Below are 25,275 nucleotides of genomic sequence, written 5' to 3'. Positions count from 1 at the left end.
ACCACGCTTACCAACTGGGGGGTAATGATGAGCGAATTGACTGTCGCCACTGACGGCATCCGAAAGTACGGCTCGACGTCGACCGAAGCGGCAGGACGCATCGCGCAGGCCGCCGCCGTCGATCTGGGTGCAAACATCGCAGCAGTCGCACCGGCCGTGGGCCCCGTCGGGATCGAATTTCTCGAAGCATTCGCGCGCGCTCAGGCCACACACACCAAAGATGTTGCAGCACTCGCCACGTTCTACGCCGGCAACGCCGCGACGGCCGGTGCAGCCGCGCAGGCCTACGACACCACAGATCATGCAATCGCAACAGATCTGACCGCTGCGGCCGGACCGACGGGCGCGACCGCGTGAGCACCGAAGACGACTCGACGACCGTCATCGAATTCCTTCACGGTGGCGCTCCTGCCCCGGTACTGCCGAACAATGTGGTCGAATCGATGCTCGCCGGCATACCGGTACCGGCACTCCCCGGAATCGAAGATCTGTTCACGCCCTTGATCGAACTCGGGAAGAGTCTCGGCACAGGCACTTTTGCGGGCATCGATCCCGTCGGCATCTTCGATCAGGCGTCCACTCTCATCGACCACGCCATGGGACTGTCCCGAAGCGCGGTCGCCGACGTGGGCCAGACCTGGAACAGCACCGGCAGTGACGCCGCGACCGAACTGTCGCGATCCGCCCAGAACAGCGGCGCAGAATTGAGCGAACGCGGAACCGCGATATCGAAAACTGCTGCCGCCGCCGCGGAATCGGTGCAGCGAGGCAACGCGAATCTCGCGGCAATCGCGCAGTCCTTCGCCACCACGGTTGCAGCTGCCGCGCCCATCGCGTGGACACCACCAGGACAGGCGATGTTGCTTGCCTCGGCAGCTGAACACATGCAGGCAGCCGTCGCGGCGGTGACTCGGACGCGTGGGGAGATGCTCGGGCACACCGCAGCCATGAACGCCCTTGCCGGACCGATCCCCGTGCCGACCCCACCGACCAGTGAGGCACTCTCCAACCTGGTCACTGCGGAGGCAATCAACAACGCCGCCCGTCAGATCGCCCAACCTCTTTCTGCCTCAACCGATGCCGGTGATGCGCCGTACTCCACCCACCCGGACTCCACTCAGCCAGGCACAGAGGCTGTTCGAACTTCGGCTGCACGGGCCGGCGCCGGGCTTCCGACCGGCGTCGACAAGCTGTGGGGCGCAGGCAATCCGTCGACGTCACTCGCAGCCGGCGCGTCGCCGTCACCCAGTGCGACGGCAAGTTCAGGCGGAGCATGGGTGAGCGGAAGCGGTGGCACTACCGGCGGAATGGTGAGGGGCGCAGCGGGAGTTGCTGCAGTTCAACCGGTTCCGGTAACAACGCCCGGCCTGGGTGCACCATCGTCGGCAGTCGGCAGTAGCGGCATGTCGCCGGGCGGCATGCTGGGCGGTGGACCCCGCGGATCTCGGGACGACGAGTCGCCACGCACTACCCCGAGGTATCTCGTCACTGCCGGCGACGAGAATTCGATGGTCGACGATCTGCCGATGGTGTCGCCGCCCGTGCTCGGGGCTGACGATCCCGATCAGTACCTGTTCCGAGATCTCTGATCAAGACAAACCTCAGACGAAGCCCAACTCCCGCACCGCCGCACGCTCCTGCTCCAGTTCGCTGACGGACAGGTCGATCCGTTCGCGTGAGAAGTCGTCGATCGCGAGGTCGGGAACGATAGCGAACTCGCCATCGGCACAGGTCACCGGGAAGGAAGAGATCAATCCTTCGGGCACTCCGTAGGAACCGTCCGAACAGACGGCCATGGATACCCAGTCGTCCTCGGCGGTACCGATCACCCAGTCGCGGACGTGGTCGATCGACGCGCTGGCCGCACTCGCCGCAGAGGACGATCCCCGCGCAGCGATGATGGCGGTGCCTCGCACCTGCACAGTCGGGATGAAATCGTTCTCCACCCAGTCGCGGTCGTCGATCACCGCGAGTGCAGGCTCACCTGCGACAGTCGCGTGGGACAGGTCCGGGTACTGCGTCGCCGAATGGTTTCCCCAGACGGACACCTTGCGCACCGACGACGCACGAACCCCGGTCTTCTTCACCACCTGCGCGATCGCTCGGTTGTGGTCGAGACGTGTCAGCGCACTGAACCGAGTATCGGGCACGTCCGGTGCATTGTTCATCGCGATGAGCGCGTTGGTGTTGGCCGGGTTTCCCACGACCAGCACCTTGACGTCCGAGGCTGCGTTGTTGTTGATCGCCTTCCCGTGGGCTGTGAAAATCGCGCCGTTCGCGCTCAGCAAATCGGCACGCTCCATCCCCTTGCTCCGCGGACGTGCGCCGACCAGCATCCCGACGTTCGCGCCGGAGAAGGCGACATCGGGATCGTCAGTGATGTCGATGGAGCTCAGCAACGGAAATGCGCCGTCTTCGAGTTCCATCGCAACGCCTTCGGCAGCGGACACGGCGGCAGGAATCTCGAGCAGTCGAAGTTTGATCGGGACGTCAGCGCCGAGCATCTCCCCCGCAGCTATGCGGAAAAGCATTCCGTATGCGATCTGACCCGACGCTCCGGTTACCGTGACGGTTACGGGCGCAATACTCATTGCCGACTCCTCACCTGCCGTTTTCACGACTGTCCGTTCTACAACGCTGTAAGAACGGTTTCCACGCTAGTCGAGTAAACCGGCCACTTCGTGGTCTGTCAGTGTGGTTCTCGGCACTCGTCCCTCCGCCGTCACGAGTTCGACGGCGCGGTAGAGCGGACGCTCGGCGAGTCCGGCGCCGCGGGCTTCGGCACGCAACTGTTCGATCAGCACCGAGGACAACGCGGCAGCCGGTACCAACTCGCTGGCCGCCAGCGCGTCGGCGAGCTTGCGGAGTGCAAGGATCTCCAACTCGCGCCCACCCCCCGCGGTATACAACGCGAGCGGGATCCGCACGGTGGACCGTCCGTCGCCGAGCGTCAAGCTGACTTCGCTGATCCGGCCGGATCGCACCGTCAATGCCGCCGTGAGTACCTCGGCCACGTCGACGACGTTGGTTCGAAAACCAGCTTGCGCACGAACTCTGTTGCCGTACAACGTGATGTGCCGGCGCAGCGTCATCAGGATCGCAAGTGACGTCGGCACCGCGATGACGGCACCGACGATCACTCCAACGGTCGCCGTCGAGAACACACTGACGATCAACCCGACGACCACACCGAACACCACGACAACAACGGCGAATTTCTTCAGCCGCGGCGCGATCAACGCCACGGGAACCAGATCGAGCGAAACCGGTTCGGCCTCAGTGCTCAACGAGTTCCCCGAGCTTGTCGACAACCTGGTCGAGCGCCACTGCCTCCTGCTCACCTGTTGCCAACTGTTTGACAACGACAACGCCCTCTTCGAGTTCACGCTCGCCGAGAACCAAAGCGATTGCGGCACCCGAACGATCAGCTGCCTTCATCGAGCCCTTCACACCGCGGTTTCCGTACGCCAGGTCGACGCGAATCCCATTGGCACGCAACTGATGTGCGATCTTCACCAGTGCAGCCTTCGCCTCGGCACCCATCGGTACGCAGAAGACGTCGACACGCGCCGGTGGCGCAACGGACTTGCCCTCGGCCTCGAGCGCGAGAACCGTGCGGTCGACGCCGATTCCGAACCCGATGCCCGAGAGCGGCTGTCCACCCAGCTGTTCCATCAGACCGTCGTAACGACCACCACCACCGATTCCCGACTGCGCACCCAGTCCGTCGTGCACGAATTCAAAGGTCGTCTTGGTGTAGTAATCGAGGCCGCGAACCATGCGCGGGTTGACGACATAGGGAACGCCCAAGGCGTCCAGGTGCGCGAGCACCTCGTCGAAGTGGGCCTTGCAGCTCTCCGACAGGTGATCGAGCATGAGCGGTGCGCCGGCCGTCATCTCGCGTACATCTGGGCGCTTGTCGTCGAGCACGCGGAGCGGGTTGATCTCGGCGCGTCGACGCGTGTCTTCGTCGAGCGGGAGTGCAAAGAGAAACTCCTGCAGCAGTTCGCGATACTGCGGCCGGCAGGTGTCGTCACCGAGAGAGGTGATTTCGAGGCGGAAGCCGTCGAGCCCCAACGACCGGAATCCGGCGTCGGCGATCGCGATGACCTCAGCGTCGAGCGCGGGGTCGTCGATCCCGATGGCTTCGACGCCGACCTGCTGCAACTGGCGGTAGCGACCGGCCTGCGGGCGCTCGTAGCGGAAGAACGGGCCCGCGTAGCTGACCTTGACCGGCAACTGTCCACGATCGAGGCTGTGCTCGATGACCGCACGCATGACTCCAGCGGTTCCCTCGGGACGTAACGTCACCGAACGGTCACCGCGGTCGGCGAATGTGTACATCTCTTTGCTGACGACGTCGGTCGACTCACCGACACCGCGAGCGAACAGGCCGGTGTCCTCGAAGATCGGCAATTCGATGTGGCCGTATCCGGCCAACCTCGCGGCGCGCGTCAAACCGTCACGAACGGCGACGAATTCGGCTGACTGCGGCGGAACGTAGTCCGGAATGCCCTTGGGTGCAGAGAAGGTGCTGGCTTTACTCACGAGAGGTACTTTTCCTTATTCTTGTGCGCTGAGTCCAACGAGAAACGGATTCGAGCTTCGCTCGGCGCCGATCGAACTGTTGCCGCCGTGCCCGGGCAGGACCACTGTCTCGTCACCGAGTACCAATAGCTTGCGGGCGATCGAAGCGAGCAACTGCTCGTGATTTCCGCCGGGCAGGTCGCTGCGCCCGATGGAACCCTGGAACAGGGTGTCACCGGTGAACGCCAAATCCACGGGCCCGCTCTCGGTGTTCGCCTGGGTGCGGAACACCACCGATCCCTGCGTGTGCCCGGGTGTGTGGTCCACGACGAACGTCATTCCGGCCTCGGTGATCTTGTCTCCGTCGGCCAGTTCGATCACCTCGTCCGGCTCCACGAACGTCATGCCTTGAATGAATTCCTTCATCGTCGGGCCGATCCCCCGTGCCGGATCGCTGAGCATGTAGCGATCCTCGGGATGGATGTACGCGGGTACGGAATACCGCTCACAGACCTCGCGGGCCGACCACACGTGATCGAGATGACCGTGCGTCAGGAGGACCGCCGTGACCGACATGTCCTTGGAGTCCAGATATTCGAAGAGCGGCTCAGCTGCATCCTGACCCGGATCTACGACTACGCACTCGCACGCGTCGTCCTGAGCGAGTATGTAGCAGTTGGTTTGGAACATCCCGGCCGGAAAACCAGTGACGAGCACGGGGGCAACTCCTCTTCGAAGGGTGGAAACGAACAACACGCTGTCGGTTACAGCCTAAGCTGCTGCCCCGCCAGTAAGTTCTCAGGTTGCAATGGGAGACTCTGACGACGAGTAGAGCCGCTTGCCGAAGCCGACCCCCAGGGTGTCGCTCGGCCGGCCGACCACGATCCACCCGCGATACGGAGGACTACAGCAGTGCCGAGTAACGAGCAACGCCGCGAGGCGGCGAAACGCAAGCTCGAGCGTCAGCTCGAACGTCGCGCAGAACGTGCCCGCAAGCGCAAGCAGATGACGATAGCCGGAACTGCGCTCGGCGTGGTCGTCGTAGTCGGCGTCGTCGGTGGACTCATCTGGCTGAGCAATCGCAGTGACGACGACGCAAACACCACCAACACTGCTGCCGACGACTCGAGCCTCACGCCACAAACCGCGGGTGCAATGCCGGCCGGTCTGTCGACGCCACTGGCCGACACGGTTTCCTGCTCGTATCCAGCCGACGGCGCTACCGCGTCCAAGGCCAACAACCCTCCTCGTACCGACGGGATTCCCACCACCGCGCCGGACGCGACGCCGAGCATCAGCGTCGAGACCTCGCAGGGAAACATCGGGCTCACGCTCGACGGAACGAAGTCTCCGTGCACGGTCAACAGCTTCGTGAGCTTGGCGCAGCAGGATTACTTCAACAACACCACCTGCCACCGCATGACGACGAGCCCCTCGCTCCAGGTTCTGCAGTGCGGTGACCCGTCGGGCACCGGCACCGGCGGACCGGGCTACGGATTCGACAACGAGTTCCCCACCACGGCGTACGCCACCACCGACCCGGCAGCGCAAGAGCCAGTCACCTACGCGCGCGGCACGGTTGCGATGGCCAACACCGGGGCACCCGGTAGCAACGGCAGCCAGTTCTTCCTCGTCTACGGCGACTCACAACTCCCGCCGCAGTACACGGTTTTCGGCACGATCGACGAGACCGGTCTCGCCACTTTGGACAAGGTCGCGGCCGGCGGATCGACACCAGAGGGCGACGGCAAGCCGAATCTGACCACCGACATCAAGACAGTAAGGCTCGACTGATGCGACGTAATCCTGTGATGCGCTTTCCTGTAGTTATTGCCGCCGCAAGCGTCGCAGCGCTGCTTCTGGCTGGTTGTTCCAGTGATTCCGGTAGCTCGGACTCGCCGTCCAGTACCTCCAAGGCGAAGACGACAACGGCTGCCATGCCGCCGCTCGACATGTCACAGTTCGACGCACTCCCGCCTGTCCCGACTCCGGCGTCGGCGACCGTCGACTGCTCGTACCCGAGCGCGGCGGGTGCAGCAAAAACCGTCAATCCGCCGAACTCCACGGGTGTGTCCACCGAGGGAACCGTCAACGTCGCGCTCACGACTACGGCCGGCCCGATCGGGATGGAACTGAACCGGGCGGAAGCCCCCTGCACGGTCAACAGCATCGTGAGCTTGACCGAGCAGAAGTACTTCGACGACACCCCGTGCCATCGACTCGTCACCACACCCGGTCTACAGATCCTGCAGTGCGGCGATCCCTCGGGCAAGGGCACGGGCGGACCAGGCTATGGCTTCGACAACGAGTACCCGACCACTGCCTACCCGGCTAACGATCCGGCACTCTCCTTGCCTGCCGTCTACCCCCGCGGCACGCTGGCAATGGCCAACTCGGGTAAACCGGGCAGCAACGGCAGTCAGTTCTTCCTCGTCTACGAGAATTCGGTCTTGCCGCCCAACTACACGGTCTTCGGAAAGATCGACGACGCCGGCCTGGCGACGATCGAGAAGATCGCGGCCGACGGCGACGACGGTGGCATGGGAGCAACCGGCGGCGGTGCACCCAACACCCCGATCACCATCGAGACTGCAGTAGTCGCCTGACCCCCTGTGCGCCTTTATTAACCGCCCGCGGTTAATAAAGGCGCACAGCAGTTTACGAGGCAGAGGTCACGCGGTAGACGTCGTAGACGCCTTCCACGTTACGAACCACGTTGAGAACATGACCCAAGTGCTTCGGGTCGCCCATCTCGAAGGTGAACTTGCTGATCGCCACCCGGTCGCCGGACGTGGTGACCGAGGCCGACAGGATGTTCACCTTCTCGTCTGCCAACGCCTTGGTGACGTCGGAAAGCAACCGATGACGATCGAGTGCCTCGATCTGGATCGCGACCAGGAACACCGATGTCGCTGACGGTGCCCATTCGACGTCGATGATTCGCTCCGACTGATCGTGGAGCGAGTTGGCGTTGGTGCAGTCGGTACGGTGCACGCTGACCGCGCCGCCACGCGTGACGAAGCCCAGAATCGAATCGCCCGGTACCGGCGTGCAACACTTCGCGAGTTTTGCCACCGTGCCCGGTGCTCCGGGAACCAGAATTCCGGAGTCACCCGTACTGCGGGTGCGCACCGGCATGGTCGACGGCGTCGAACGCTCGGCCAGTTCCTCCTCGACGGCGCCGACGCCGCCCAGATGAGCAACCAGTCGCTGCACGACGTGGTGCGCCGACACCTGACTCTCGCCTACGGCCGTGTACAACGCCGAGACGTCGGGATAGCGAAGTTCGTGCGCGATCGTGCTCATCGATTCGGCATTCATCAACCGCTGCAACGGAAGTCCCACACGGCGGACTTCCTTCGCGATCTGATCCTTGCCGGACTCGAGCGCCTCTTCGCGGCGTTCCTTCGCGAACCACTGCCGGATCTTCGCCTTGGCACGCGGCGAGACGACAAACGTCTGCCAATCTCGGCTCGGCCCGGCGGTGGCGGCCTTCGACGTGAAGACCTCCACCACTTCGCCGTTTTCGAGAGTTCGTTCCAGCGCGACCAACCGACCGTTGACCCTGGCACCGATGCATCGGTGCCCGACCTCGGTGTGCACCGCATACGCGAAATCGACGGGAGTCGATCCGGCAGGCAACGTGATCACGTCACCCTTCGGCGTGAAGACGAAGATCTCCTTGACCGCGAGGTCGTAACGCAACGATTCGAGGAACTCCCCCGGATCGGCCGCTTCACGTTGCCAGTCGAGTAGCTGACGCATCCACGCCATGTCGTCGACCTCGGCGATGTCGCCCGCGTGCTTGCCCTTGGTCTCCTTGTACCGCCAGTGCGCGGCGATACCGAACTCCGCGGTCCGGTGCATGTCCTGGGTCCGGATCTGGACCTCCAGGGGCTTGCCTTCCGGTCCCACGACGGTGGTGTGCAGCGACTGGTAGACGCCGTAGCGCGGCTGTGCGATGTAGTCCTTGAAGCGTCCGGCCATCGGCTGCCACAGTGAGTGGACAACGCCGACCGCGGCGTAACAGTCACGCACTTCTTCACACAGGATGCGGACGCCGACCAGATCGTGGATGTCGTCGAAATCGCGGCCCTTGACGATCATCTTCTGATAGATCGACCAGTAATGCTTGGGCCTGCCTTCGACGATGGCGTTGATCCGCGAGGCGGACAGGGTCGAGTTGATCTCGGCGCGAACCTTGGCCAGATAGGTGTCACGAGAAGGCGCGCGATCGGCGACCAGTCGAACGATCTCGTCATACTTCTTCGGGTGCAAGATGGCGAATGAGAGGTCCTCGAGTTCCCACTTGACGGTCGCCATTCCGAGTCGATGTGCAAGTGGCGCAATGACTTCGAGAGTCTCTCGCGCCTTACGTGCCTGCTTTTCTGGCGGCAGGAATCGCATCGTGCGCATGTTGTGCAGACGATCCGCGACCTTGATCACGAGCACGCGCGGGTCCCGCGCCATCGCGATGATCATCTTGCGGATGGTTTCGCCCTCGGCGGCGGTGCCCAGAACGACCTTGTCGAGTTTGGTGACGCCGTCGACGAGGTGAGCGACCTCGTCACCGAAGTCCTTGGTCAACTCTTCGAGTGAGTACCCGGTGTCCTCGACGGTGTCGTGCAGCAGGGCTGCGACGAGGGTGGTGGTGTCCATACCCAACTCGGCCAGAATGCTTGCGACGGCCAACGGATGCGTGATGTACGGATCGCCGGACTTGCGCCGCTGGCTCGAATGTCTGTCCTCGGCGACGTCGTACGCACGCTGGAGCAGCGCGAGGTCGGCCTTCGGATACAGCTCACGGTGGAGGCTGACCAACGGCTCGAGCACCGGGCGGATGGTGGCGTTGCGCTGACCGGTGATGCGTCGAGCAAGCCGAGCGCGCACCCTACGGGAGGCGGAAGCGGGCACGGCCAGATTCTGCCCACCCCGATTGCCGGTAGTTTGCGCAGATCCCGAATCGTCGGGCACCGCGGACTTCGATGGTGTCGTCTCCGGAGCCGGAACTGCACCCGTCTCCTGCGACACTGCACCCGAGTTCTGTGATCGATCAAGATTCGACGTCATGTCGCCACCTCCTACCACCGAGTTGGTTGAGGCAACCGCCCTGCATCGGGTAATTGCCCTGGAGGTCTAACTCGACCCCCAGGAGACAACTTTAATACTCAGACCTTCACCAGTGATGTCAGTGGGTACTTCAAGAAGCGATCTCGACCGCGCAGTTCCTCGATCTCGAGCACCACTGCGACGCCGACGACGTTCGCTCCACCCAACTCGACCAACTGTACAGCCGCCTCGAGTGTCCCTCCGGTAGCCAGAACGTCGTCGATCACCAGAACATTCCGCCCCGTGAGATCGAAGCCGTTTGCGGGAATCTCGAGAGTCGAGGATCCGTACTCGAGGCTGTACGAACGAGAGAGCACCGGCGGCGGCAGTTTGCCGACCTTCCGCACGGCAACGACTCCCGCACCCATCTTCGCGGCCGCACCGGCACCGAGCAGAAATCCACGAGCATCGACGGCGGCGATCGTGTCGGCGTCCGGAGCACAGGCGACAAGGGCATCGAGCACGGCCCCGAACCCCTCGGCGTCGGCGAACACCGGAGTCAGATCGGCGAACCGAACACCGGGACCGGGAAAGTTGTCCGCCCAGCGGGTCAGCCGAACAACGGCGTCACCGGCAGCCCGGTGGATTGCGATCAATTCTTCAGTCGTGTGCAAGGCAACACCATTCGAGACGCTCATCTGCGTAGTACCCATCTGTCCATGTTCCAGCCGGTAGCGGCCCGAGTCGGATTGACCAACACTGCCGACATGCCTGGAGCTACAGCGACAGTTCGTAGTTGATTGAACAGTGGAATCGTAGGCACCTGGGTCCACAGGATGTTCTCCGCCTCCACCGAGAGTCCCAATTGCGCACTCGTGCTCGCATCCACGTTCAACTGATCGATGATCTGATCGATCCTGGCATTTCCGTACGTACCGAGGTTTGCGCCGTTGCCCGATCGCAGCGCTCCGCGCGCGTCGATCATGCTCGCTGTTCCGCCTGCGCCGACTTTGCCTGCCATGCCGGAGAGCACGGCGTCGACTCCCCCACTCTGCAGACTCGCGGGATCGAAGCTGTCGGTACTCGCGTCCTCGACCGTGATTCCCGCCGGAGCACACGCGGCTTTCGCTTCGGAGACGATCTGCGCCCGCACCGGGTCCGGTGCGAGGTACCCGACCCGGACGGTCAACTGGTCGAGGTCGGCTTCCGACAACGACGTCTTCGCAGCCTCGATGTCGGCATTGGCGTACCGATCACCGTCGACCGCAGCGGCGTCGCTGTACACGAGTGAATCCGGCGCCATCAGTCGCGAATCGACCACGCCGGAACCCAAACCCGCCTGCGGCGCATTCTCCGTCTGCCCGAACTTCTCGAACAGAGTCGTACGCGGAACACAATGCGCGAACGCTCGACGGGCGGCTTCGTCGCCCAGCGAACCAGAGGTCGCGAGAACGAACTGCTCGATCGACCGCGACGGAATCTGTTGGACGTCGAACCCGGACGGAGTACCGAGTTCGCCAGCCGAGCCGGAAGCGACGTCGACTACCTCGATCGAGTTCTTGTCGAGATCCTCGGTCAGATTCACACCACGTGGCCAGACGACGATGCGATCGGTCGCCGGCTTGTTGCCCCACCACCGCTCGTTCGCGACCAGCACCAGGCCGTCGTCGGCACTGTACGAGTCGATTCGATACGGACCAGCGGAGGGCAGTACGGAGGTGTCCACCTGACCTGGAGTCAGGTTCCACCCGGTGTTCCAGAAGTCCGCGATCTTCGACAACGCTTCGGTGTCACCGGCATTCACCGCGCTCACCACGTCGCTGACACCCGTGCGCTGCGTCACGACGTGTGAAGGCATCAACGCAGTCGCACCGAACAACGACCGCCAATCGGTGAACGATCGCCCGGGTTTGAAGAACACCGTCGCGTCCTTCGCCCCGCTCTGGCAGTCGATCCGGTCGATGTCCGCGTATCCGAGATTGTTCGCCGTGTCGAACATGGGCTTCACGGCACCATCGACGTCTTCGGTGAACTTGCCACTCGACGCCGCCCAGGTGAGGACGAGATCGTCACAGGACATCGGAATCCCGTCGGAGTACACGGACGCCGGATTGAGCTTGTACGAGACCGTGAGCACGTCACCGGGCAACTCCGACGCCGTTCCGATGTCGGTGTCGGAGACAGGTGCTCCGGCCGGGCCGGTGAACGTGAAGCCGGGAAGCACCCGGCCGAACGCGGCCATCGCCCCGGACACCGATCCAGCTGTCGTGTTGGCGTTGTACGTGGAGATGGAGTTGTCGATGGCATATCCGATGGACGGAACCTGCTCGGCGCTTTCCGAGCAGGCCGCCAACGAACCCGCAGCCACAGCGGTGGCCGCAACGAACGTCATCGATCGAACCAGTGTGCGTGTTCTTGGGAGCATGTTCAGTGCCCCTTCTTGTTTCGCTTTCCGGTCGGCCGCGCACCCGGCTGCGGAGCAACCGGCGCACGGCGTGCAACTGGTGCGCCGACGGCAACCGTCTGCGTACCCTTCTCGGCCAGCGTAGCCCGGCGCGAGAGCACCTTACGAGTGTGCGCGGCAACGGGTCCCCAGCGTTCCTTCATCGACACCAGGAGCGGCGTCGCGAAGAAGATCGAGGAGTACGCACCCACGATGATGCCGACGAGCTGAACGAGCGCAAGGTCCTTGAGTGTGCCGACGCCGAGCATCCAGACCGCGACGACCATCAGAGCGATCACCGGGAGCACACTGATGACGGTCGTGTTGATCGATCGCATCAAGGTCTGATTCACCGCGAGGTTGGCCTGCTCGCCGTACGTCCGGCGCGTCAGATGCAGAACACCGCGGGTGTTCTCTTCGACCTTGTCGAACACCACCACGGTGTCGTACAGCGAGAAGCCGAGAATGGTGAGCAAACCGATCACCGTCGCGGGCGTCACCTCGAAACCGACGAGCGAGTAGACGCCGGCAGTGACGATGATGTCGAAGAACAACGCAACGATCGCAGCTACCGCCATGTCCCGCTCGAAGCGGATGGCGATGTAGATACTCACGATCACCAGGAACACAATCAGCGCGATCAGCGCCTTCTTGGTGATCTGGCCGCCCCAGGTTTCACTCACGTCCGCAAAACTGATGGCTTGCGCCGACGGGTTCCCGTTCTTGTCCTTGGGCTGGAACTCGTCGAAGAGAGCCGACTGAAGATCGTTGATCTGCGTCGCGTTCAACGTCTCCGACCGGATCTGCACGGTTGCGCTGGCACCCGAGCCGACTGTCTGCACGCTGACCGGTTCGAACCCGAGTGTGTCGGAGTAGACGGTTTCCACCGCCGACGTCTCGACTCCGCCCTCGGCCGGGAACTGAATGCGTGATCCGCCTTCGAAATCGATACCGAAGGTGAAGCCGCGCAGGATGATGCTCAGCAGCGCAATGGCGACCAGAGCGCCGGTCAGTCCGTAGTAGAAGCGACGCTTGCCGACGACCTCGAACGCACCCGTTCCGGTGTACAACCGCGAGAGCCAGCTGTGCTTGGGCATCGCGCCCTGATCGACGCCTGAGTCGGTGATCTCCGACCGGGCCGCCGCATCGGCGGACTCGGCGGCGGAACTGTTGGTGGACCCCACCGGGGAGTTGTTGGACTCGCTCATGCTCGTGTCTCCTTAGCCGACGCAGCGGCGGCAACCTTACGTTCGCGGGCAACCTCTTGCACTGCGCCGAGACCGTTGACGCTGGGCTTGGACCAGAACGCCGAACGGGACGCCATGCTGACCAGTGGCCACGTCACGAGGAACACGACAATCACGTCGAGAATGGTCGTCAGACCCAAGGTGAAGGCGAAGCCTCGCACCTGTCCGACCGCCAGCACGTACAGAACTGCAGCGGCGATGAAGCTCACCGCGTTGCCGGAAAGAATTGTCCGGCGTGCTCTTGCCCAACCGCGTGGCACCGCCGAGCGGAAGCTACGGCCCTCACGCATTTCGTCCTTGATGCGTTCGAAGAACACGACGAACGAGTCGGCGGTCATACCGATACCGATGATCAGACCAGCCATGCCGGCCAAGTCGAGCGTGAAGCCGATGTATCTGCCGAGCAGAACCATGATCGCGTAGACCATGACTCCGGAGAGAATCAGCGACAACGCCGTCAGGACGCCGAGCATGCGGTAGTAGACGAGGCAGTACAGCAGAACGAGAACGAGACCGACCGCGCCGGCGATCAATGCCGCCTGCAGTGAAGCCAGGCCGAGCGTGGCCGAGACCGTCTCGGCCTCAGAGGCTGCGAACGAGAGCGGAAGCGAACCGTACTTCAGTGTGTTGGCAAGTTCTTTGGCACTCTCGGCAGTGAAACTGCCCGTGATCGAGGTGGCGCTACCCGCAGGCGTTGCACCTTGAATCGTGGGAGCGCTGACGACCTTCGAGTCGAGCGTGAACGCTGCCTGCTTGCCGATGTTGGCTGAGGTGAACTCGGCCCAGGTGTTGCTGCCGGTCGTCTTGAACGAGAGGCTGATCTCGTGGCGCGACTGCTGCGAGTTGAAGACCGAAGACGCGTCGGCAATCTCCTGGCCGTCGATGATCGAAGGACCGAGGAGATAGATGTTCAGTCCGTCTTGCGAGCACGCGACCAGCGGCAGGGTCGGGTCGTCGTTTCCACGGAGCGGATCCGCGACGGAGCAGTCGAGGTTCGCCACTGCTTGCTGCTGCACTGTCGGATCGCTGCTCTGCCGGAGGGCGCGCGCTGCGGCGATTTCCGCTGCTGCTGCGTCGCCTTCGTCGGTGCCGTCGCTCGGCGCGTCCCCGGTGGGGGCCGGAGTCGTTGTCTGCGGCGCGGGCGTTGCCTCGGGAGTAGTCGGGTCCTGAGCCAGGAACGGACGGTTCTGCGGCGTCTGCATCCCGTCAGCGGGTGCTTCGGGGGCCGGTGCATCAGTGGCCGGAGTTTCGGCCGCCGGCGCCTCAGGCGTAGCTGTCCGATTCGCGTCACGGGTGGCGACGTCGATCGAACCCGTCACCGGGCGGATGTACAGACGAGCGGTCTGGCCGAGCGAGCGAGCCTGCGCACTGTCGTCGCCGGGAACGGTGATGACGAGGTTGTCACCGTCGACAACGACCTCGGAACCGGAAACGCCGAGACCGTTGACGCGGGTCTCGATGATTTCCTGAGCCTGCTTGAGACTGTCCTGACTGGGAGCGCTGCCGTCCGGGGTACGAGCGGTCAACGTGACGCGCGTTCCACCCTGCAGGTCGATGCCGAGTTTCGGCGTGGCCGACTTGTCTCCAGTGAAGAACACCAGGGCATACAGTGCCACTACCAGGACCCCGAAAAGGGCCAGGTAGCGGACCGGATGCACCGTTCCGGTGGAAGGTGCCACGATCTTTAAGTCTCCTCGGTAGGTGCAGAGCTTCAGTAAGTGCACGGCTCGGGTGGTCGACGACCACCCGAGCTGCGGCGTTCGAACTGCAACGATTGATCAACGGGGTGAACTGAGCTGCTGGTGTAAGAGCGGACAAACCGGTCTGGACGTGTGTCCGAGTTCACAACTCTAGAACACGTACCAGTTCGACGAAGTCAGGACTCCTTGGTGAGCCGGATTTCGGTGTCGGCAGCAGACTCTTCGATCTCGGAAATCGAGTCGTCGTCGTACTCGTCGGTCTCGGTCGTCTCGACGACGCGCTCACGGATGACCAGACGCGACCAGGTGGTGATGACACCGTCCGCGATCTCGAGGTCCACGGTGTCGTCGTCCAGGGAAGCGATCGTGGCGTAGAGCCCGGCCGTGGTCTGCACCCGATCGCCGACCTGCAGCGAGTCCTGCATCTCGGAAGTCGCGGCCAAGGCCTTCTTCTGCTTGCGCATGCCCAGGAACATGGGCACCAGCAGTGCGAGGATCAAGAGGGGGAAAAGCAAACTCGACATGTGTTGATCAACCTCGGTTGTGTTGCACGTTTTACGCCGCGATGGTCCCGGATGGACCTACGCAATACACCAGTGTGCCATTAGTTGCTGAGGATTCCTGACAGATCGGCCGTTCAAGTAGGCCTTTCCAGTCGAAATTCACTCGCCGTTCGGATCGAACAACGTGGCCTGCGGTTCGTTGACACGAACCTCGATACCGCCCGCTGCGGCATCCGGCGGCGGTGTCATTCCGAGTTGAGTCCAAGCAGCGGCGGTAGCCACACGTCCTCGCGGCGTCCGGGCGATCATTCCGGCCCGGACCAGGAACGGCTCGCACACTTCTTCCACCGTCGACGGTTCCTCGCCGACGGCCACCGCAAGCGTCGACACGCCGACGGGCCCGCCGCCGAACGAACGCACCAAAGCACTCAGTACCGAACGGTCGAGACGGTCCAAGCCCAACTGGTCCACGTCGTAGACGGCCAAGGCCGCCTGAGCGACGTCCATGGTGACGATTCCGTCGGCGCGCACCTCGGCGAAGTCGCGAACCCGGCGCAGCAATCGGTTCGCGATACGCGGTGTCCCCCGCGAGCGTCGTGCGATTTCGGCACCGGCATCGACTTCGAGATCGACGCCCAGAATTCCGGCCGAACGCATCAGAATCTGTTGCAGCTCTTCGGGTTCGTAGAAATCCATGTGAGCGGTGAACCCGAAGCGGTCGCGCAACGGACCGGTCAGCGCACCCGACCGCGTAGTCGCACCGACCAGCGTGAACGGTGCAACCTCCAGAGGAATCGACGTGGCGCCCGGCCCCTTACCGACGACGACGTCGACACGGAAGTCTTCCATGGCCAGGTACAACATCTCCTCGGCCGGACGAGCGATTCGGTGAATCTCGTCGATGAACAACACGTCGCCCTCGACGAGGTTGCTCAGCATCGCAGCCAGGTCTCCGGCGCGTTCGAGCGCCGGTCCGGACGTCAACCGCAGAGAAGAGCCCAACTCCCCCGCGATGATCATCGCCATCGACGTCTTGCCGAGCCCGGGGGGACCGGACATCAGGATGTGATCAGGCGTGCTGCCACGAAGTTTTGCTCCGGTGAGCACGAGCTGCAGTTGTTCGCGAACACGAGGTTGACCGATGAAGTCGTCGAGACTCTTGGGGCGCAGACTCGCTTCGACATCACCGTCTCCCGCCACCAATTCGGCAGAGACCTGCGACTCGTCGTCGAAATCGTCGATCGGGTCGAAGTTCATCGAGTCTTACCGAGCAGCGACAGAGCGGAACGCAGTGCGACCGACGTGGTGGCCTCGGGTGATTCCGCCAGAACCGAGTCCGTGGCCTGCTCGGCCTGCTTGATCGGGAAGCCCAGACCTTCCAGAGCCTCGACGATCTGATCGCGGATCGAACTGCCGGCGACCACACCGGAGGCCGCGCCGGCCGTCGTCGCGACCGCGTCGACCTTGTCGCGCAGTTCGACGACCATGCGCTCAGCGCCGCGTTTTCCGATACCGGGGACTCTCGTCAACGCCGTCAGGTTGCCTTCCGAAAGTGCCCGCCGCAATGCGTCGGGTTCGAGAACTGCGAGAGTTGCCATCGCCAGGCGCGGCCCGACACCCGAGACCGTTTGCAAAAGGCTGAACAGATCCTTCGACTCGGTATCGGAAAAGCCGTACAACGTCATCGAGTCTTCGCGAACGATCATCGTCGTGAACAGTCGCGCTTCGCTTCCCCGGTGCAGCGCACCGAGAGTCACCGGGGTGGCATTGACCCGATAGCCGACACCTGACGCTTCGATGACCGCGTGATCGAGCGCAATATCGAGTACCTCGCCGCGTACCGACGCGATCATCGTGAACCTGCCTTCTTCGTCTCGGCCAATTTTGCCTGATACTTACGCATTTGTTCAGCGGCCATCGCCTCGGCGCGGGCCATCCGCTCGATCATCGGTGCTCGCCAGCAGTGACAGATCGCCAGCGCCAGAGCGTCGGCAGCGTCAGCCGGTTTCGGCGCCGTCTTCAAATTCAGAATTCGCGTCACCATCGCAGTGACCTGCGCCTTGTCGGCGTTACCGCTGCCGGTGACGGCGGCCTTCACCTCGCTGGGCGTGTGGAAACACACCGGAATGCCGCGTCTGGCGGCAGCGAGCGCGACAACTCCGCCTGCTTGCGCCGTCCCCATCGCGGTACTGACGTTGTGCTGCGCGAACACGCGCTCGATCGCGACCACCTCCGGCTTGTACTGCTCGATCCACAGTTCAGCCGCATCGGAGATCCGCAGAAGCCGAGAACCAAGGTCCATCTCGGCCGGAGTCCGCACCACGTCGACCGCAATGGGGCGCACTTTCCTGCCGTTGCTCCCGTCGACCACTCCCAACCCGCAGCGAGTCAAGCCTGGGTCCACTCCGAGCACGCGCACTTGTCACACCTCTCCATACCGAACAGCTGTTCGATAGCTTAGCGGTGCGCGGGACTACTACCCCGCATCAACACGCAACCCGGCCCGGACGCGGACGTCAGGGCCGGGTTGAGTTGAAAAGCAATCAGTCTTCGAGCGCCGCGAGAACCTCGTCGGACAGATCGATGTTGGTGTAGACGTTCTGCACGTCGTCAGAATCTTCGAGCGCGTCGACGAGCTTGAAGATCTTGCGTGCGCCGTCGACATCCAAGGGAACCTCGACGGAAGCGCGGAAATCGGCTTCAGCAGAGTCGTAGTCGATGCCGGCTTCCTGAAGTGCCGAACGTACGGCAACCAGATCCTGTGGCTCACTGACGATTTCGAAGGTTTCACCGAGATCGGTGACTTCCTCGGCACCGGCGTCGAGCACAGCCATCAGGACGTCGTCCTCCGACTGGCCGTTCTTCTCGAGCGTGACGACACCCTTGCGAGCAAACAGGTAGGAGACCGAACCCGGGTCAGCGAGGTTGCCACCGTTACGGGTCATCGCGGTGCGAACTTCACCGGCTGCGCGGTTGCGGTTGTCGGTGAGGCACTCGATCAGAACGGCGACGCCGTTGGGTCCGTAGCCCTCGTACATGATGGTCTGCCAGTCTGCGCCGCCCGCTTCTTCACCGGCGCCGCGCTTGCGCGCACGCTCGATGTTGTCATTGGGAACAGACGTCTTCTTCGCCTTCTGGATGGCGTCGTACAAGGTGGGGTTGCCCGTGGGATCGCCACCGCCGGTTCGTGCCGCCACCTCGATGTTCTTGATCAGCTTCGCGAAGGATTTGCCACGACGTGCGTCGATCACAGCCTTCTTGTGCTTGGTGGTGGCCCATTTTGAGTGGCCGCTCATGCGATTCAAGCCCCTTTCCTGCTGCGTTGCGCACGCCGAATGCGCGTCTTTCAGCTCTGCCGATGTTACCCGTCCCACGTCACAACTCGCTGCATCCCCCGACACAAATTAGTCAAACCCCGCATTGTTTGCATAGAATGCAAACATGTTGGTCCGAATAGATCACGCCTCCACAACTCCACTCGCGGAGCAGATTGCAGCCGGGGTTCGTGGCTCGGTCATCCGCGGTGAGATCGGTCCAGGTGACCGCCTGCCGTCCGCTCGCGCTCTCGCCGAGTCGATCGACGTCAATCTCCACACGGTTCTTCGTGCGTACGCAACACTCCGCGACGAAGGCCTGATCGACCTCCGACGCGGACGTGGCGCCGTCATTCGCGCCGAATTCGACTCGGGAAGAACAGCTCTCAACGAATCTGCGCGCGAGTTCGTACGGCAGGCCCGAAATCTCGGACTCGACACTGCGCACATGCTCGACCTCATCAAGGAGACCAGCACACAATGACGACCAGCAAGATCCGACTCTGGACAGCAGCTTCGCTGACTCTGATCCCGACCCTGATCCTGGTTCTCGCACGCTTCGCGTGGGGTGACCGCCTACCCGAGACCGTCGCGAGCCATTGGTCCGGATCGACCCCGGACGGCTTCAGCACCACGACGACGTTTTTCGCCATCGCGCTGGTGATTTCTCTGGTGGCTGTCGTTTGCGCCTGTGTCGTCGCGGCCCGTTCGAGCGACAACGCGCCCCTGTTTCTGGCCGTCTCCTCGATCTCGAGTGCGACACTGGCGACGATCTGGATTCTGAGCGTCGCCCTGACGATCGACGCCGGGTCGCCGGAAGCCGCGCGTATCGGCTGGTGGATTCTTGCGCCGATCGCGGCGGTACTCGTAGGAGTTCTGGCATACGCGCTGCCTGACCAGCAACGAAGCGGCCCGGAGTCGCCACTGCCGACCCCGACGCTCGACACTCCGCTGACGGCCTCCGAACGTGCAGTGTGGGTCGGGCAGGTCCGCAGCGTCTGGCCGTGGATCGTTACAGCCGGCCTCGTAGTTCTCGTGATCGCGACTGCCGCGTACTCGGATTGGTGGGTTGCCGTGATCCTGGGTGTGTCCACCCTCGCCGTCACAGCATTCGCGTCGGTCACCGTGCGCGTCGACCGTCACGGTGTCGGCATCAGTTCCTGGGGCGTTCGATGGAAGAAGATCCCCATCTCGAAGGTGAAGTCCGCATCGGTCGACGCGATACGTCCAGCCGAATGGGGCGGATGGGGTTACCGAATGACACCGCGCGGAACAGCCGTCACTCTCCGCTCGGGTGAGGCCATCGTGGTCACTCTCGAGAGCGGACGACTGTTCGCCGTAACCGTCGATCACCCGGAAGACGGTGTGAAGCTGATCAATTCGTTGGTTCAGGCTGGTTGATTCACGAACAACGTCAATTCACGAACAACACGGCAGCGGCATTGCCGGCGAGGTAGAAACCGGCAATGCCGAATACCCAACCCATTGCGCTGTCGCCGTAGCGAGACATCAGCGAGTCCACTCGGCGCAGCGGCTTGTCGAGGCGGTTGCCGGCCACGACCCGCCCGCACAACAGAAGCACTGCCGGAGTGGCCATGATCAGGCAGTATCCGGCAAGTATCGACGCAGACGCGACTGCGGGCAGCCCAGCAGCGGTGATCATCGCGATCGCCGCCAAGTAGGGCAACATCGTCACCAATTCGGCGGTTCCCGCAGCAATCGCGAGAAGTACAACACTTCTCGCGGAACTGGCCGAGCCGAGCACCCGCTCTCGCCAAACATGGGTTCGATCGGCCTGACCGGATGTGCGCCTCTTCTCGGAATCGAATCGAAAGCTCCACGCGAACAACGCGATACCGAGAATCAACTGCGCACCGCGGGCGGCGGGGGTTTCGAGCAGCGGGGCGACGACAGGCATGCCTGCCCGTGCCGTCGTCCAGACTGCCACCCCGACAACAAAATAGAACGTCGTGATGACCACCAGATACGTCAGCAGCCTGCGAACCTGCGGTCGTCCCGGCATCAACAACATCCAGACCGGGACGACCAATGTTCCGATGCTCGTACTGTCCAGCAGGGCGAGCCCGCCCAGCGTGGTGAGCAGGACGAGTTCCACGTCAGTCGTTTCGGCGCTCGGGTATCGCTGTCTCCCTCGTTCGGACTGCATTCACGATGTCGAAGGCACCGATGATCGCGAGGATCACGCCGAGTGGTCCGCCGCGAAACCAGAAGAACTCGGCGTCACGCGCGAACAGCCACAGACAGCCGCCACCGACGACCAAGAGAATGCCGATCATCAACTCGAAGCGAATTTTCATACGTCGAGCCTGTCTTCTCTCTCGAATCCGCACATCAGCCATCGGAACAACGCCGACCTCATCATTTGGTATGACAAGTCAGGCGCCCCGATGTGCTCTGATAAGTCTGTGGTGACCAGAAGTCGGAGTGTCGGCAAGTGGAACGATCCGCTCATCGCCTTCGGCCTGTTCGCGATCGGGGTACTCCTCTACCTGGTCGGCCTGTACCAAATGTGGACCGATGTCGGAGGTGTCGCCGACGTTCCCGCCGGGGTTCGGATCGGGATGCTGGCTCTGCTGTGTGCGATCGACTCGTTCCGGCGGGTGCGTCCGGCAACAGCTTTGGCGGCGGGGGCCGTCATCGTCGCGGTCGACGCTGCCCTGGGACCCACTCTGCCGATGTGGCTGGTCCTCTCGGATCTCACCTACGCCGCAGTTCTGTACGGGACGGCGCGGCTGGGCCGAGTGGTGTGTTCTCTGACCGCGGTGACGGTTGCCGCTCTCACCGCACTCGTCTACCTGTCCACCCAGGACGTCCGCGCTGCGGCTGGGGCAGGCGTGGTGACCGCTCTGTTCTTCGGTACACCGGTGTGGTGGGCACTGGTCATCCGTCGACAAGTCGAACTGACCGAGGCCGAACGCGAGCGTTCCAGAGTCCACGAAGCACTCGCCACTCTGGACCGCGAGGCCGCAGTCGCTCACGAACGAGCAACCATGGCGCGCGATCTGCACGACGTCATCGCAAGCCACCTCTCCGCCATCGCAATCCATTCGGAGGCGGCACTGTCCACCTCAGCTCTCTCCGGTGAACGGGGCCAACCCGACGACGGATTGAGGGAGATGATCGGAGCGATCAGATCGAGCAGTCTCGCGGGCCTTTCCGAGATGCGGTCGATGATCGAACTGCTCCACGCCGGGGACGACGAGACCCCGGACCCGCGTTCCTCTCCCCCGCGGCTGACCGAGTTGCCCGTCGTCCTGGACGCAGTTCGGGCAGCCGGCGCCGCCGTGCACGTTGCGATCGACATCGATACTGCCGACCTGCCGAGCGTGGTCGATCACACGGCGTACCGGATCACCCAGGAGGCGTTGACCAATGCGCTCAAGCATGCGCCTGGTGCACCGATCTCGATGTCGATCTCTCTCCAGCACAATGCATTACAGATCGAGATCCGAAACCCCGTCGGTCGCGACACATCCAGTTTTCGGGCGGGAACGCACGGACTTGCAAACATGCGTCACCGCGCCGAACTGCTGGGCGGTTCACTCGACGCACTTCCGGTCGACGGAGAATGGACGGTATGCGCACAGCTACCGGTCCCCGCGCCGAACGGAACGGATCAGTGATCACCGTCGCCCTGGTCGACGACCACGCCGCGATCCGGTCCGGACTCGCGATGATCCTGCGGCAGCACGACGACATCGATGTCGTTGCAGAAGCCGGTGACGGAGCGTCGGCGATCACCGTCACCCGCACGCATCAACCCGACGTCGTACTCATGGACGTCCGGATGCCAGGCACCGACGGCATCGAGGCGACGCGTCAGATCATCGGGACGACCCGCAGCCGGGTTCTGGTGTTGACCACCTTCGACCTCGACGAATACGTCTTCGCGGCCCTGCGCGCCGGTGCTTCGGGATTCCTGCTCAAGACTGCGACCGCGGACGAGCTGACCAGCGCTATCCGCAACGTCGCGGCCGGAGATGCAGTGCTCGCTCCGCGTGCGGCGCGTGCACTGATCGGCGAGTTCGTGCAGCGCGCACCCAAACCCACCGAACCGCTGGGATTGAGCGAGCTCACCGACCGTGAACGCGAGGTCCTCGCGCTGTTGGGGACGGGTATGTCCAACGCCGAACTGTCGCGTGAACTCGGAGTCGGTGCTCCGACGGTGAAGTCGCACGTGTCGCGAGTTCTGTCGAAGTTGCACCTCACCTCACGCGTCCAGGCGGCGATCCTTGCCCGCGAACTGGAGCTGTAGGTTCGGCCGAGGCTGACTACTCCAGTTATCCGCGAACCAGATCGACGAACATCTCGTGCACTCGACGGTCCCCGGTAACCTCGGGATGGAAAGAAGTGGCGATCACCGAGCCCTGCCGAACCGCGACGATCCGGCCCGCGGCCTCCCCCGCGGCGGCGGGAACCTGCGCAAGGACCTCAACGCCCGGCCCAACTCGCTCCACCCACGGCGCGCGGATGAAGACAGCGCGAATGGGATCACCGATGATGCCCTCGAACTCCAGGTCGGACTCGAAAGAATCGACCTGCCGACCGAAAGCGTTGCGGCGCACCGTCATGTCGATGGCGCCGAGATGCTCGGCGTCCGGCCGGGTGTCTAGTACCTCGCTGGCGAGCAGAATCATGCCCGCACACGATCCGTAGGCCGGCAGCCCCCCGCGAAGACGCTCACGAAGCGGATCCAACAGTTCGAACACCTGCAGAAGCCGGCTCATGGTGGTGGATTCGCCACCGGGGATCACGATGCCGTCGACCTTGTCGAGTTCCTCCGGGCGCCGGATACCCACCGCATCCGCTCCCGAATCATCGAGTGCGGCAAGGTGTTCGCGAACATCACCTTGGAGGGCGAGTACACCGATCAACGGACGCGTCATCACACAGTTCCTGTCTTGTTCTCACGGCTGTTCTTGCTCTCATGGCTGTCGGGTTCGCGTTCGAGACGCGTCAAACCCTCCTGAACCACCGCTGCCACCATGTTGCCATCGCGATCGTAGATACGCCCCTGAGTGAGCGCGCGACCAAAACCTGCCGACGGCGACGTCTGGTCGTAGAGCAACCACTCGTCGGCCCGGAACGGACGCAGGAACCACATCGCGTGATCGAGCGAAGCAGTCTGCGTCTTCACGCCGCGGTGCGGGACTTTGGAAGTTCCGAGCAGGGTCATGTCACTGAGGTACGCGAGGGTGCAGATGTGCAGCAGCGGACGATCCGGCAGAGCCTCGCGGTAGCGCATCCACACGCGTTGTTGCGCGGCGAGATCCGGCGCTGACGCGCTCTGCTCAGCGGGCACAATTCTGATGTCCCAGTTCTTCCACTCCTGATAGAACTGCGATTCAGCCAACTTCGGAACGGTCTGCGCATCCGGCAAGTCCTCCGGCGCCGGAACGGAGGGCATCCGGTCCTGGTGCTCGATACCTTCGTCGTCGACGTGGAACGAGGCCGACATCGTGAAGATCGTCTTGCCGTCCTGAACTGCATTCACCCGGCGGGTGCAGAACGAGCGCCCGTCGCGGATGCGGTCCACCAGGTAGACCGTCGGAATCTTCGGATTGCCCGGGCGCAGGAAATATCCGTGCAACGAGTGCACGTGGTAGCTCTCGTCAACGGTGCTCACGGCAGAAACCAACGACTGCCCGGCAACCTGCCCGCCGAACGTCCGTTGAAGTGCGGTGGGATGGACCGCACCACGGAAGATGTCCTTCTCCAGGTGTTCGAGCGCGAGGATCTCCTCGATACCAACCATGAGTCCTCCGAAAACATAGACCGCCGCACTGGGCGCGATGACGGTTCACAATATCGCCTCGGCGAGCGGGCACGGCACCATGGTGGGCGTGAGTACATTCATCCCGTCCAGTCCCCTCGCCTTGGCCGAGCAGATTGCAACGCTTAGCGGATCGTTTCCGTCGGTGGCGGTAGTAGCGATCGACGGACCTGATTGTGCACAGCCGTCTCGGCTCGCGGAACTGGTCGGCACCGCCGTCGAGTCGTGCAACAGGCCGAGTGCTGTTGTGTCACTGCACGACTACGTGCGGCCGGCTTCGCTGCGATACGAGTTCGGCCACGAGGATGCGCTGAGTTACCGCACTATCTGGTTCGACTATCCGGCACTCGATCGTGAAGTGATCACCGCAGCCCGCACAAGACGGGCGTTCTTGCCGAAACTCTGGGACGAACCCACCGATCGATCGGCTCGGTCGACCCGTATCCCCGTCCATGAGCGCGCGGTCATCGTGATCGCCGGTCCGATGTTGCTCGGGCGCGGGCTGGAGTTCGACGTCAGCGTCCGCCTGGACATGAGCGAACCTGCCATGCGGCGGCACACACCGGAGGCAGATCTGTGGACCGTCGAGGCACTCCTCGAACACCGATCAGAAGTGTCCGAGGAGGTCGATTTCGAGGTCAGATACGACCATCCGGCCCGGCCTGCGGTGCGGTCTCGCCAGTGAAGGTCTCACTGCG

Annotated in this window: 27 protein-coding genes; 9 read left to right on the top strand and 18 right to left on the bottom strand. The window is 63.3% G+C overall.

What is annotated here, in order from left to right:
* Positions 1 to 27 precede the first annotated feature (27 nt).
* Entirely contained in the window at positions 28 to 357 is a 330-nt protein-coding gene (locus tag KTR60_RS13945) for a type VII secretion target (protein WP_192712461.1), read from the top strand.
* Positions 354 to 1,589, top strand: a complete 1,236-nt coding sequence (locus tag KTR60_RS13940) for a hypothetical protein (protein ID WP_228402231.1) — start codon at positions 354 to 356, stop codon at positions 1,587 to 1,589. Before KTR60_RS13945 ends, KTR60_RS13940 begins: the two co-directional genes overlap by 4 nt.
* A gap of 12 nt (positions 1,590 to 1,601) precedes the next feature.
* Here KTR60_RS13940 and KTR60_RS13935 read toward each other — a convergent pair whose 3' ends face one another.
* The 4 genes from KTR60_RS13935 to KTR60_RS13920 form a co-directional block, all read right to left on the bottom strand.
* Complete coding sequence (locus KTR60_RS13935; RefSeq protein WP_042452093.1) at positions 1,602 to 2,591, bottom strand: malate dehydrogenase; 990 nt, start codon at positions 2,589 to 2,591, stop codon at positions 1,602 to 1,604.
* 66 nt (positions 2,592 to 2,657) lie between these two features.
* Complete coding sequence (locus tag KTR60_RS13930; RefSeq protein ID WP_007732974.1) at positions 2,658 to 3,287, bottom strand: hypothetical protein; 630 nt, start codon at positions 3,285 to 3,287, stop codon at positions 2,658 to 2,660.
* Positions 3,277 to 4,548, bottom strand: coding sequence for a histidine--tRNA ligase (hisS, locus tag KTR60_RS13925; protein ID WP_003943341.1), 1,272 nt, complete (start codon positions 4,546 to 4,548; stop codon positions 3,277 to 3,279). Before hisS ends, KTR60_RS13930 begins: the two co-directional genes overlap by 11 nt.
* Before the next feature lie 15 nt (positions 4,549 to 4,563).
* Positions 4,564 to 5,244 carry an MBL fold metallo-hydrolase gene (locus tag KTR60_RS13920; RefSeq protein ID WP_007732970.1) on the bottom strand — a complete coding sequence of 227 codons (681 nt, stop codon included), beginning with the start codon at positions 5,242 to 5,244 and terminating at the stop codon, positions 4,564 to 4,566.
* 195 nt (positions 5,245 to 5,439) lie between these two features.
* Between KTR60_RS13920 and KTR60_RS13915 the strand changes: the two genes are divergently transcribed.
* Both KTR60_RS13915 and KTR60_RS13910 read left to right on the top strand, forming a co-directional pair.
* On the top strand, positions 5,440 to 6,321 hold the full coding sequence (locus tag KTR60_RS13915) for a peptidylprolyl isomerase (protein ID WP_228402230.1): 882 nt from the start codon (positions 5,440 to 5,442) through the stop codon (positions 6,319 to 6,321).
* Positions 6,321 to 7,133 carry a peptidylprolyl isomerase gene (locus tag KTR60_RS13910; RefSeq protein WP_228402229.1) on the top strand — a complete coding sequence of 271 codons (813 nt, stop codon included), beginning with the start codon at positions 6,321 to 6,323 and terminating at the stop codon, positions 7,131 to 7,133. The genes KTR60_RS13915 and KTR60_RS13910 overlap by 1 nt, the downstream gene beginning before the upstream one ends.
* Before the next feature lie 52 nt (positions 7,134 to 7,185).
* On the opposite strand, the gene KTR60_RS13905 is transcribed toward KTR60_RS13910, so the two are convergent.
* The 10 genes from KTR60_RS13905 to KTR60_RS13860 form a co-directional block, all read right to left on the bottom strand.
* Positions 7,186 to 9,597 (bottom strand): RelA/SpoT family protein, encoded by a 2,412-nt coding sequence (locus tag KTR60_RS13905; RefSeq protein ID WP_003943344.1) that lies wholly within the window; start codon positions 9,595 to 9,597, stop codon positions 7,186 to 7,188.
* Between the two features lie 98 nt (positions 9,598 to 9,695).
* A complete protein-coding gene (locus KTR60_RS13900; protein WP_007732962.1) occupies positions 9,696 to 10,274 on the bottom strand; it encodes an adenine phosphoribosyltransferase in 579 nt (192 codons plus the stop codon).
* Entirely contained in the window at positions 10,271 to 12,001 is a 1,731-nt protein-coding gene (locus KTR60_RS13895) for an ABC transporter substrate-binding protein (RefSeq protein ID WP_228402228.1), read from the bottom strand. The genes KTR60_RS13900 and KTR60_RS13895 overlap by 4 nt, the downstream gene beginning before the upstream one ends.
* 2 nt (positions 12,002 to 12,003) lie before the next feature.
* Positions 12,004 to 13,227: a protein translocase subunit SecF gene (secF, locus tag KTR60_RS13890; RefSeq protein ID WP_007732958.1), complete on the bottom strand. Its 1,224-nt coding sequence runs from the start codon at positions 13,225 to 13,227 to the stop codon at positions 12,004 to 12,006.
* The gene (secD, locus tag KTR60_RS13885; protein ID WP_228402227.1) at positions 13,224 to 14,945 is read right to left on the bottom strand and encodes a protein translocase subunit SecD; all 1,722 of its coding nucleotides are present in this window, start codon (positions 14,943 to 14,945) and stop codon (positions 13,224 to 13,226) included. Before secD ends, secF begins: the two co-directional genes overlap by 4 nt.
* A gap of 197 nt (positions 14,946 to 15,142) precedes the next feature.
* Positions 15,143 to 15,490 (bottom strand): preprotein translocase subunit YajC, encoded by a 348-nt coding sequence (yajC, locus tag KTR60_RS13880; protein WP_003943339.1) that lies wholly within the window; start codon positions 15,488 to 15,490, stop codon positions 15,143 to 15,145.
* A 138-nt stretch (positions 15,491 to 15,628) separates the two neighbouring features.
* The gene (gene ruvB / locus KTR60_RS13875; protein WP_003943304.1) at positions 15,629 to 16,726 is read right to left on the bottom strand and encodes a Holliday junction branch migration DNA helicase RuvB; all 1,098 of its coding nucleotides are present in this window, start codon (positions 16,724 to 16,726) and stop codon (positions 15,629 to 15,631) included.
* Positions 16,723 to 17,322, bottom strand: coding sequence for a Holliday junction branch migration protein RuvA (ruvA, locus tag KTR60_RS13870; protein ID WP_003943318.1), 600 nt, complete (start codon positions 17,320 to 17,322; stop codon positions 16,723 to 16,725). The genes ruvB and ruvA overlap by 4 nt, the downstream gene beginning before the upstream one ends.
* Positions 17,319 to 17,888 carry a crossover junction endodeoxyribonuclease RuvC gene (ruvC, locus tag KTR60_RS13865; protein WP_003943325.1) on the bottom strand — a complete coding sequence of 190 codons (570 nt, stop codon included), beginning with the start codon at positions 17,886 to 17,888 and terminating at the stop codon, positions 17,319 to 17,321. Before ruvC ends, ruvA begins: the two co-directional genes overlap by 4 nt.
* Before the next feature lie 124 nt (positions 17,889 to 18,012).
* Positions 18,013 to 18,765 carry a YebC/PmpR family DNA-binding transcriptional regulator gene (locus KTR60_RS13860; protein ID WP_007732951.1) on the bottom strand — a complete coding sequence of 251 codons (753 nt, stop codon included), beginning with the start codon at positions 18,763 to 18,765 and terminating at the stop codon, positions 18,013 to 18,015.
* A gap of 145 nt (positions 18,766 to 18,910) precedes the next feature.
* Here KTR60_RS13860 and KTR60_RS13855 point away from each other — a divergent pair, with 145 nt between their 5' ends.
* Positions 18,911 to 19,267, top strand: coding sequence for a GntR family transcriptional regulator (locus KTR60_RS13855; RefSeq protein WP_003943322.1), 357 nt, complete (start codon positions 18,911 to 18,913; stop codon positions 19,265 to 19,267).
* Positions 19,264 to 20,184 carry a hypothetical protein gene (locus KTR60_RS13850; RefSeq protein ID WP_064112870.1) on the top strand — a complete coding sequence of 307 codons (921 nt, stop codon included), beginning with the start codon at positions 19,264 to 19,266 and terminating at the stop codon, positions 20,182 to 20,184. The genes KTR60_RS13855 and KTR60_RS13850 overlap by 4 nt, the downstream gene beginning before the upstream one ends.
* Before the next feature lie 13 nt (positions 20,185 to 20,197).
* Here KTR60_RS13850 and KTR60_RS13845 read toward each other — a convergent pair whose 3' ends face one another.
* Positions 20,198 to 20,899, bottom strand: coding sequence for a GAP family protein (locus tag KTR60_RS13845; protein WP_050656602.1), 702 nt, complete (start codon positions 20,897 to 20,899; stop codon positions 20,198 to 20,200).
* Position 20,900: 1 nt separating this feature from the next.
* Complete coding sequence (locus KTR60_RS13840; protein ID WP_003943331.1) at positions 20,901 to 21,101, bottom strand: hypothetical protein; 201 nt, start codon at positions 21,099 to 21,101, stop codon at positions 20,901 to 20,903.
* A 111-nt stretch (positions 21,102 to 21,212) separates the two neighbouring features.
* On the opposite strand from KTR60_RS13840, the gene KTR60_RS13835 reads away from it, so the two are divergent.
* The gene (locus KTR60_RS13835; protein WP_228232990.1) at positions 21,213 to 22,427 is read left to right on the top strand and encodes a sensor histidine kinase; all 1,215 of its coding nucleotides are present in this window, start codon (positions 21,213 to 21,215) and stop codon (positions 22,425 to 22,427) included.
* Positions 22,382 to 23,059 carry a response regulator gene (locus KTR60_RS13830; RefSeq protein WP_051649471.1) on the top strand — a complete coding sequence of 226 codons (678 nt, stop codon included), beginning with the start codon at positions 22,382 to 22,384 and terminating at the stop codon, positions 23,057 to 23,059. Before KTR60_RS13835 ends, KTR60_RS13830 begins: the two co-directional genes overlap by 46 nt.
* A gap of 25 nt (positions 23,060 to 23,084) precedes the next feature.
* Here KTR60_RS13830 and pdxT read toward each other — a convergent pair whose 3' ends face one another.
* The gene (gene pdxT, locus KTR60_RS13825; RefSeq protein WP_047269319.1) at positions 23,085 to 23,690 is read right to left on the bottom strand and encodes a pyridoxal 5'-phosphate synthase glutaminase subunit PdxT; all 606 of its coding nucleotides are present in this window, start codon (positions 23,688 to 23,690) and stop codon (positions 23,085 to 23,087) included.
* Positions 23,690 to 24,559 carry an acyl-CoA thioesterase II gene (tesB, locus tag KTR60_RS13820; RefSeq protein WP_007732935.1) on the bottom strand — a complete coding sequence of 290 codons (870 nt, stop codon included), beginning with the start codon at positions 24,557 to 24,559 and terminating at the stop codon, positions 23,690 to 23,692. The genes pdxT and tesB overlap by 1 nt, the downstream gene beginning before the upstream one ends.
* Positions 24,560 to 24,638: 79 nt before the next feature.
* Here tesB and KTR60_RS13815 point away from each other — a divergent pair, with 79 nt between their 5' ends.
* The gene (locus KTR60_RS13815; protein ID WP_228402278.1) at positions 24,639 to 25,262 is read left to right on the top strand and encodes a hypothetical protein; all 624 of its coding nucleotides are present in this window, start codon (positions 24,639 to 24,641) and stop codon (positions 25,260 to 25,262) included.
* Positions 25,263 to 25,275 lie beyond the last annotated feature (13 nt).

Origin of the sequence: Rhodococcus sp. C1 (assembly GCF_020809065.1) — a bacterium.
GTDB classification, from domain to species: domain Bacteria; phylum Actinomycetota; class Actinomycetes; order Mycobacteriales; family Mycobacteriaceae; genus Rhodococcus_F; species Rhodococcus_F qingshengii.
This window is presented reverse-complemented; position numbering and strand designations above follow the sequence as displayed.

Coding starts and splice junctions, on each gene's coding strand:
- KTR60_RS13945 (WP_192712461.1), top strand. CDS start 28: ATGAGCGAATTGACTGTCGCCACTGACGGCATCCGAAAGTACGGCTCG.
- KTR60_RS13935 (WP_042452093.1), bottom strand. CDS start 2,591: ATGAGTATTGCGCCCGTAACCGTCACGGTAACCGGAGCGTCGGGTCAG.
- KTR60_RS13910 (WP_228402229.1), top strand. CDS start 6,321: ATGCGACGTAATCCTGTGATGCGCTTTCCTGTAGTTATTGCCGCCGCA.
- KTR60_RS13905 (WP_003943344.1), bottom strand. CDS start 9,597: ATGACGTCGAATCTTGATCGATCACAGAACTCGGGTGCAGTGTCGCAG.
- KTR60_RS13900 (WP_007732962.1), bottom strand. CDS start 10,274: ATGAGCGTCTCGAATGGTGTTGCCTTGCACACGACTGAAGAATTGATC.
- KTR60_RS13895 (WP_228402228.1), bottom strand. CDS start 12,001: ATGCTCCCAAGAACACGCACACTGGTTCGATCGATGACGTTCGTTGCG.
- secF (WP_007732958.1), bottom strand. CDS start 13,227: ATGAGCGAGTCCAACAACTCCCCGGTGGGGTCCACCAACAGTTCCGCC.
- yajC (WP_003943339.1), bottom strand. CDS start 15,490: ATGTCGAGTTTGCTTTTCCCCCTCTTGATCCTCGCACTGCTGGTGCCC.
- ruvB (WP_003943304.1), bottom strand. CDS start 16,726: ATGAACTTCGACCCGATCGACGATTTCGACGACGAGTCGCAGGTCTCT.
- ruvA (WP_003943318.1), bottom strand. CDS start 17,322: ATGATCGCGTCGGTACGCGGCGAGGTACTCGATATTGCGCTCGATCAC.
- KTR60_RS13860 (WP_007732951.1), bottom strand. CDS start 18,765: ATGAGCGGCCACTCAAAATGGGCCACCACCAAGCACAAGAAGGCTGTG.
- KTR60_RS13855 (WP_003943322.1), top strand. CDS start 18,911: ATGTTGGTCCGAATAGATCACGCCTCCACAACTCCACTCGCGGAGCAG.
- KTR60_RS13850 (WP_064112870.1), top strand. CDS start 19,264: ATGACGACCAGCAAGATCCGACTCTGGACAGCAGCTTCGCTGACTCTG.
- KTR60_RS13840 (WP_003943331.1), bottom strand. CDS start 21,101: ATGAAAATTCGCTTCGAGTTGATGATCGGCATTCTCTTGGTCGTCGGT.
- KTR60_RS13830 (WP_051649471.1), top strand. CDS start 22,382: ATGCGCACAGCTACCGGTCCCCGCGCCGAACGGAACGGATCAGTGATC.
- pdxT (WP_047269319.1), bottom strand. CDS start 23,690: ATGACGCGTCCGTTGATCGGTGTACTCGCCCTCCAAGGTGATGTTCGC.
- tesB (WP_007732935.1), bottom strand. CDS start 24,559: ATGGTTGGTATCGAGGAGATCCTCGCGCTCGAACACCTGGAGAAGGAC.
- KTR60_RS13815 (WP_228402278.1), top strand. CDS start 24,639: ATGGTGGGCGTGAGTACATTCATCCCGTCCAGTCCCCTCGCCTTGGCC.